The organism is Brevibacterium sp. (assembly GCF_022712115.1).
GTDB classification, from domain to species: Bacteria; Actinomycetota; Actinomycetes; order Actinomycetales; family Brevibacteriaceae; genus Brevibacterium; species Brevibacterium salitolerans.
Map to the genome: position 1 here is coordinate 1 of NZ_JALAHB010000231.1, position 6,699 is coordinate 6,699.

The 6,699-nt window shown below is 71.4% G+C and carries 6 protein-coding genes; 3 read left to right on the plus strand and 3 right to left on the minus strand.

Annotated features, from left to right (window positions below):
• The coding region (locus Q0A33_RS13645) for an Rv3654c family TadE-like protein (protein WP_291797858.1) at nucleotides 1–429 on the plus strand (429 nt) is incomplete at its 5' end.
• Nucleotides 430–733: 304 nt separating this feature from the next.
• Here the strand turns inward: Q0A33_RS13645 and Q0A33_RS13650 are convergent.
• The gene (locus Q0A33_RS13650; RefSeq protein WP_291797861.1) at nucleotides 734–3,304 is read right to left on the minus strand and encodes a DEAD/DEAH box helicase; all 2,571 of its coding nucleotides are present in this window, start codon (nucleotides 3,302–3,304) and stop codon (nucleotides 734–736) included.
• 381 nt (nucleotides 3,305–3,685) lie between these two features.
• On the opposite strand from Q0A33_RS13650, the gene Q0A33_RS13655 reads away from it, so the two are divergent.
• Together Q0A33_RS13655 and Q0A33_RS13660 are read left to right on the plus strand one after the other, a co-directional pair.
• Nucleotides 3,686–4,123, plus strand: coding sequence for a Cpe/LpqF family protein (locus Q0A33_RS13655; RefSeq protein WP_291797865.1), 438 nt, complete (start codon nucleotides 3,686–3,688; stop codon nucleotides 4,121–4,123).
• Nucleotides 4,077–4,640, plus strand: a complete 564-nt coding sequence (locus Q0A33_RS13660) for a hypothetical protein (protein ID WP_291797868.1) — start codon at nucleotides 4,077–4,079, stop codon at nucleotides 4,638–4,640. The genes Q0A33_RS13655 and Q0A33_RS13660 overlap by 47 nt, the downstream gene beginning before the upstream one ends.
• A gap of 125 nt (nucleotides 4,641–4,765) precedes the next feature.
• Here the strand turns inward: Q0A33_RS13660 and Q0A33_RS13665 are convergent, their stop codons facing one another.
• Together Q0A33_RS13665 and Q0A33_RS13670 are read right to left on the minus strand one after the other, a co-directional pair.
• Nucleotides 4,766–5,974: a Dyp-type peroxidase gene (locus tag Q0A33_RS13665; protein WP_291797871.1), complete on the minus strand. Its 1,209-nt coding sequence runs from the start codon at nucleotides 5,972–5,974 to the stop codon at nucleotides 4,766–4,768.
• A complete protein-coding gene (locus Q0A33_RS13670; protein ID WP_291797874.1) occupies nucleotides 5,971–6,657 on the minus strand; it encodes a copper chaperone PCu(A)C in 687 nt (228 codons plus the stop codon). The genes Q0A33_RS13665 and Q0A33_RS13670 overlap by 4 nt, the downstream gene beginning before the upstream one ends.
• Nucleotides 6,658–6,699: the final 42 nt, after the last annotated feature.

Consider the following 6,699-nt stretch of genomic DNA (forward strand, 5'->3'; position numbering starts at 1 on the left):
CACCGCTCCCACCACCCGCGCTCAGACCACCGCGAGCGAGGCCGTCCCCAGGCCGATCACCGTGCTCGATCCCTCGTCCCTGCGCAGTTCGGCTCGCTGTCCACACCCGTTCACCTCAGCGTCCTCTCCCCGTGCCGGTCAGCCCTCACGCCGGGCGGTGGCCTGCGCGCGAAGTCCCAGGCGGACGCCGCTGCAGATCTCGCCGCACTCGCGGCGGTGCAGGCACTGACGGCGGGTGAGGGCGAGCCGTGTGAAGTCGCGGAAGAGGTGGCGGAGCGGAACGGAGGTTCAGTCACGGAGTGCATCGTCCGCGCGGATCTGCAGCGGTCCGCCCTGGAAGTGGAGGTGCCCATTGAGCTGCGGATCCCGGGGCTGGAGCGCAAGCCGGTGATGAAGGGGGAAGCCGTGGCGGGCATCGCAGGTCCCTGACCGCTGAGGACGGGCGCGCCGCACTCTCCCAGGCCGCGGCGTTGCATCGCAGTGCTGTGAGCGTGCTGAGGAACCGCGGGCCCACCCCGGCAGATGGCGCCGCAGTGCTGGGCATCTCCCGGCAGCGGGTGCAACAGTTCGAATCGGTCTGAGCAGTGCGGTCCCCTGGTCCGCTCAGTGCCTGTGCCCGGAGTGTGGTGGCGGCCGCGTTCCCCACTGCGGAGGGGCACCGGCTGCGGAGCCGCGGGAACGGCGGCACAGGAACGGAGATGCGGGACGGGAGGTATGGGAGCGGACGGCCTCGTCAGCCGAGGATCGCGGTGAGCAGGCGAGCCGCGGGGTACTTCTCCAGGGGCTCGTTGCCGTTGCCGCACTTGGGCGAATGCACGCAGGAAGGACAGCCGGTGAGGCAGCCGCATGCCTCGATGGCGTCCCGCGTGGCCGTCTGCCACTGTTCGAATGCCCGGAAGCCGCGTTCGGCGAACCCGGCACCCCCGGGCTGACCGTCGTGGACGAAGACCGAGGGCAGTCCCGTATCCGCATGCCGTGCTGTGGACACTCCGCCGATGTCCCACCGGTCACAGCCGGCGAACAGCGGGAGGAGGCCGATCGCCGCGTGTTCGGCGGCGTGCACCGCTCCGGGCAGGTCGGCGGGCGTGACATAGGCGGAGTCCACGAGCGCATCCGGTGCGGACCACCACACCGCGGTGGTGCGCAGCACCTGTTCGGGCAGATCCAGGGGATGCTCGCCCATGACGATGCCGGAGCCCAGCTGGCGCATCCGGTAGCCCGTCACCTGCGTCGTCACGTCCACCACGCCCCAGCTCACCCGGGCGCCGGAGGGCAGCGTCCGCGACTCCGTGGTCTCCACGATGCTGATCTCCGTGACGGACTGCGCCTCCGTGCTGTAGTCGACGGTTACCGGTTCCACGAGCGCCACCCGCCGGTCCGTGTCCAGCTCCAGCACCGTGAAGGTGCGGCCCTGGTGCACGTAGACGGCGCCGGGATGGCTCTGATGGTGGCTGCCGGCGTCGTCCACCGTGCCCAGCAGAGCACCTGTGGAGGACTCGACGAGCCGGACCGTGCCGCCGCCGCCGGTGCGGATGTCCGAGAGGTCCGCGGCCTTCTCGGACTTCGCCCAGAACCAGCCGCCCGGGCGCTGCCGCAGCATCCGGGCCTCCGTGAGCTGCGCGACGACGGCCTCCGTGCCCGCCGGGAAGCGGGCGAAGTCCTCCCGGGTCAGAGGCGTCTCCGCTGCGGCGGCGCAGAGATGACCGGCGAGCACGTACGGGTTGCCCGGGTCGATGACCACGGCATCGACGCTGCGGTCGAAGATCGCCTCCGGGTGATTGACCAGGTACGTGTCCAGCGGATCGTCGCGGGCGATGAGCACGGCCAGCCACTCCTGCCCGGCGCGGCCTGCGCGTCCCGCCTGCTGCCAGAGCGAGGCCAGGGTGCCGGGCCAGCCGGCGATCGCCACGACGTCCAGCCCGGAGATGTCGATGCCGAGCTCCAGGGCGTTCGTCGAGGCCACCGTGAGCAGGCGGCCGTTGCGCAGCCCCGTCTCCAGCAGCCGCCGCTCCTCCGGCAGGTAACCGCCGCGGTAGGCGGCCACGGTCCGCACCAGTGCGCCGTCCACCCGGGAGACCTGGTCCTTGACCATGGAGGCCAGGGCCTCGGCACCGCGGCGGGAGGCGATGAAGCCGATGGCGCGGCGACCGGCGCACGTGGTGTCCGTGAGGATGTCCGCGACCTCGGCGAGAGAGGACCTGCGCGCGGCCTCCTCCGGCCAGACGGACTCCGGGGGCAGCACATCGAGCTCGGCCGCCGGCACGGCGGAGCTGTCCTCCCAGGGGTCGGTGACCGCGCTGTCCGCCCACGGATCGGCGAGTCCGGCCTCGGCCCAGGGGTTCGTGCCCGTGCTCTCCGGCGCCCGTTCCGCGGACGGATCCCCGGCATCGGCCCGGTCCCGGACCATGCCGAACGGCTCCCCGCCGACTGAGCCCTCACCGAAGGGGTCCTCGTCGAGCGCGTCGCGTCCGCCGGTGGGCAGGAGCGGCGGCTCCCACAGGACGAACCGTCCTGCTGCGCGCGGCGAGGCGTCCTCCGTGACGGCGACCGCGTCCTCGCCGATCAGCCGGGAGAAGACCTCCGCCGGATCGCCTGCCGTGGCAGAGGCGCCGATCACCACGGGGTCCGCGCCGTAGCGGCGGGCCAGCCGCAGCAGCCGGCGGAGGATGAGCGCCACGTGCGAGCCGAACACGCCGCGGTACTGGTGGGCCTCGTCGACCACCACATAGTCCAGCCGCTTGAGGAGGGAGGAGAAGCGCTGGTGGGAGGGCAGGATCGACCGGTGCAGCATGTCCGGATTGGTGAGGAGGACATTGGCGTGGCGACGCGCCCAGTCGCGGTCGGCCTGGGCGGTGTCGCCGTCGTAGGCGGAGGGCCGCAGCCCTCTGAGCACCAGATGCCGGAGGGTGTCCGCCTGGTCCGCGGCGAGGGCCTTGGTGGGGGAGAGGTAGAGGGAGACGGAGCCGCGGCCGCTCGGGTGGGCAGTTCCGCGCACGGCCGCGTGGAGAACGGGCATGAGGTAGCCCAGCGATTTGCCCGAGGCGGTGCCCGTCGCCGCGATCACGTGCCTGCCTGCGTGGGCGTGCTCCGCGACGGCGGCCTGATGCGTCCAGGGCCGGGGAATGCCCGAGGTGATGAAGGCCTGGCGCACCTCTTCGTCGAGCCACGCCGGCCAGTCCGCCGTGACGCCAAGACGCGCGGGCATGGCCTCGACGTGTGTGATGCGGTCATTGCGCTCGCCGAACCGCGTGATGGTGTCGAGGAGGACCGAATCGGAGAAGTCGGGGAGACGGTCCTGGTGCATGAGGGCTAGTTTATCCGGCTGCCGCGGGCGAACCCCCTGCCGTGAGGCGCTGGGGGCCGCCAACGCATATGATGCGTAAATCGCAACAGACGGGGACGGGTGAGGATTTCGTTCCCGTCTGCCGTGCTGCGTCGCCTGTCTGCGGCGAAATCGGGACTGGTAGCGTCGATGCCAAGCTGCACTGACGATGTCCGCCCCGATGACGAGGAGACCAGCCCGATGGCGCACTTCCCCCAGCCCTCCGTCGAAGTGTCGGATTCCCGCAGTACCGGTCTGCTCCGGTGCCGTGTGCGCACGTTCAGTCGGCGCCGGCTTCTGTCGCCACCGTCAGGGCCGCGCCTGGGCGGCGGCCCTCGGTCCGATGCGGCTTCCGGTCGCAGTGTGCGTCGGTATGGCGCCGCGCTGGCTCTTGCCGGCGTGTTCGCCGCGGCCGGCTGCGCCGGGGGAGGCCCGGGAGACTCCTCTGAAGGCGCCGGCGGCGCGTCGCAGAGCGAGGAGGTGGAGCTTCCGGGCACTCCTGCAGGGGAGGCCTCGGCGGAGGTCCTCGACCTCCTCAACGGAGATGCCGAGATCGTGCCGGGGGACTTCGACGGCCGCCTCGCGCCGATCTTCCGGGAGGAGCTGCCGGAGGAGGAGCTCGCGGAGCTGCTGAATCAGCAGTTCCGGCCGGCGCAGCCGTTCACGGCCACGGACTACCAGGGAGACGAGAACCTCGCCTCCACCCGGCTGGAGACGCCGCACGCAGACACCGTCGACATGACGGTGAGCATCGATGAGGACGGACTCATCGACGGCCTGCACTTCGTCCCGGCGGGCTGAGCATGGGTGTGAGGCACAGCACGCGGTCGGCTGGCTGGGTCTTGCCGTCTTCGCCCTGGCGCAGGTCTGCATCTGGTTCGCCGGACCGGACTCGGTCGTCTCGCACGTGGGCGCCGGCGGCGAGCCCGATGCGTGGATGCCCAAGGGGCGGAGCGTCGGAGTGTCCTTCCTCATCGGTGCGATCATCGTCGCCGTCATCCTGCTCTGCCGCCTGCTGGTGCGTGTGGTTCCGGCTGGGCTCGTGAACATCCCCTCTGCCCGGGCCCATCGCTACTGGACGTCCCCGGAGCACCGCCCGGAGTTCAACGCACGGATGAATGCGTGGCTGAGCATGGTGGGAGGCGCGGTGCTCATGGGAGTGGCGTGTCTGAATCTGGAGCTGGCCTTCGCTCTGCCCGCGGGAAGGCCTCCGTTCGTCGCCGTGCACCTCGGCTGGGTGATACCCGCGGTGGTGCTCGGGTGCGCCGCATACCTCTGCCTCTGGCTGGTGAGAATCCCGGCGCGGCGTGGTGCGTGAACCGAAGCAGACGGGAACGGGTGCGGGTTTCGTTCCCGTCTGCGGATTCGCCGGAAAATCGGCCGCAAGGCGGCGAGACCGCAGACGGGAGCGGCCTCGGAAGCCGCTCCCGTCTGCTGCGGGACTCAGAACAGGGTCTCGCCCACGAAGCCTCCCTCCTCACATCCGGGCGGGATCGCGAACACCGCTGAACCCACCGGTGTCGTCCACTGGTTGAGGATGTCGAGTTCGTCCAGCCGCCGCTGCACCGGTACGAATCCGGTGTCCGGATCCCGCTGGTAGGCGGCGAACAGCAGTCCCGCGTCGTCCCCGGAGTCCTCCTCGTAGTTGTAGGAGCGCCGCAGCATGGTGGGCCGGGCGTCCCCGCCGTTGGCGCGTGCCACGTGGGAGAACTCCGGGATGACGGGAAAGCCGTTGGAACCCTCCGCCTGGAAGTCCGGCGGATCGAACTCGTCCTCCCCGGTGAGCGGTGCCCCATCCGACTGCCGCCGGCCCAGCGCGCTGTCCCGCGCAGAGCGGTCCACGCGGTCCCATTCGTCCAGGTCCATGCGGATGCGGCGCAGCACCAGGGAGGTTCCCCCGGCCATCCACCCGTCTTCCGCCCACACGGTCGAGGCGAAGTCCTCGTCGTCCGGCCGCGGATTCACGGTGCCGTCGACCTGGCCGAAGAGGTTGCGCATCGTGGTCCCCGGCTTCTCCGCCCCGCGCGACCGCCGGAAGCCCGACTGCCGCCACCGCAGCGAGGTCCACGCACGTGAGTTCTTCAGCAGCACCCGTGCGGCGTGCGCCAGTGTGACCTGATCGTCGCAGCCCACCTGCAGCAGGAGATCGCCTCCGCTCCAGCGCTCCTCCAGCCGGTCGATGCCGAACTCCGGCAGCGGCTTCAGCCATGCCGGCACGGCCGTCTCCCCCGCTGCGCGCCGCACGAACTCGGGGCCGAAGCCGAAGGTCACGGTCAGCCGGGCCGGAGAGACGGCGAGCTCCGGTTCCGTGTCCGCCAGCGCCCCTCTGCCCTGGGTGAGGCGGACCGCATCGTCGGTGAGGACCCACAGCAGCCTGCGGATCTCCTCCGTGCCGGCCTCAGGATCGAGGTCGAGTGCGAGGAAGGAGGCGAACGCCTGCGGTTCCGTGCTCACACCGGCCTGGTGCGCACCGTGGAAGGGCACCGTGTCACCGCCCACCGGGGCGTCCCGCAGCGCCTCCGCCGGGGAGAGCGCGGCCGAGGCCCCGGTTCCGCGGGTGCGTCCGTCGCCGGTGCAGCCGGTCAGGAGCAGGCCGCCCGCTCCGGCCGCGGCGCCCCCGGCCAGCACGCGCCTCCGGGAGAGGGCGCTCATGCGGACTCGTCCCCGGACCCGGATTCGTGCTCCTCGGAGGAGTCCGCGCCGTGGCCGCCGTGCTCGCCATGCTCCTCGTGGCCGCCGTCGCTGTCATGGCCGTCGTGCTCGTCTGCGGAGCTGCCGTCCTCGTCCTCCGTGGAGCCGCCGTGTTCGTCGTCCATCCCGCCGTAGTTCTCCTGCGCCCCGGCGAAGTCGCGCACGTCTGCCGTGACCTCCACGCGGGAGTCGTCGCTGAACACGAGGGTGAGCTGTGTGGTGGTGCCGTGCTCGAGGGGTTCCGCCAGATCCATGAGCATGATGTGCTGCGCGCCGGGCTCCAGCACGAGGATCTCCTGCGGCTGGATGGGGAAGCCGCCCTCCTGCTCCTCCATGGACATGCCGCCGGAGCCGTCCTCGGTGGTCGTGTGCAGCTCGACGTCCGCGGATGCCTCGGACTCGACGGCGACGAGGGTGACCTCGTCCTCGCCCTCGTTGTCGACCCTCCCGAATGCCGAGGTCATGCCCTCGTCCGCGGCCTTGACCCAGGCATCGGTGACGGTGACGGAATCGGCGGCGGAGGCCTCGGGAGTGGGAGAGTCCCCGGAGCCGCAGGCGGTGAGCAGCAGCGCGGAGGCGAGTGCGGCGGGCAGCGCCAGGGGCCGGTGACGGAGGGATCCGGGCAGGGTGAAGCGTGTGCGCATGACAGCGCCTTTCTGTACAGGGGTTCGCGAAAGGACCGCACC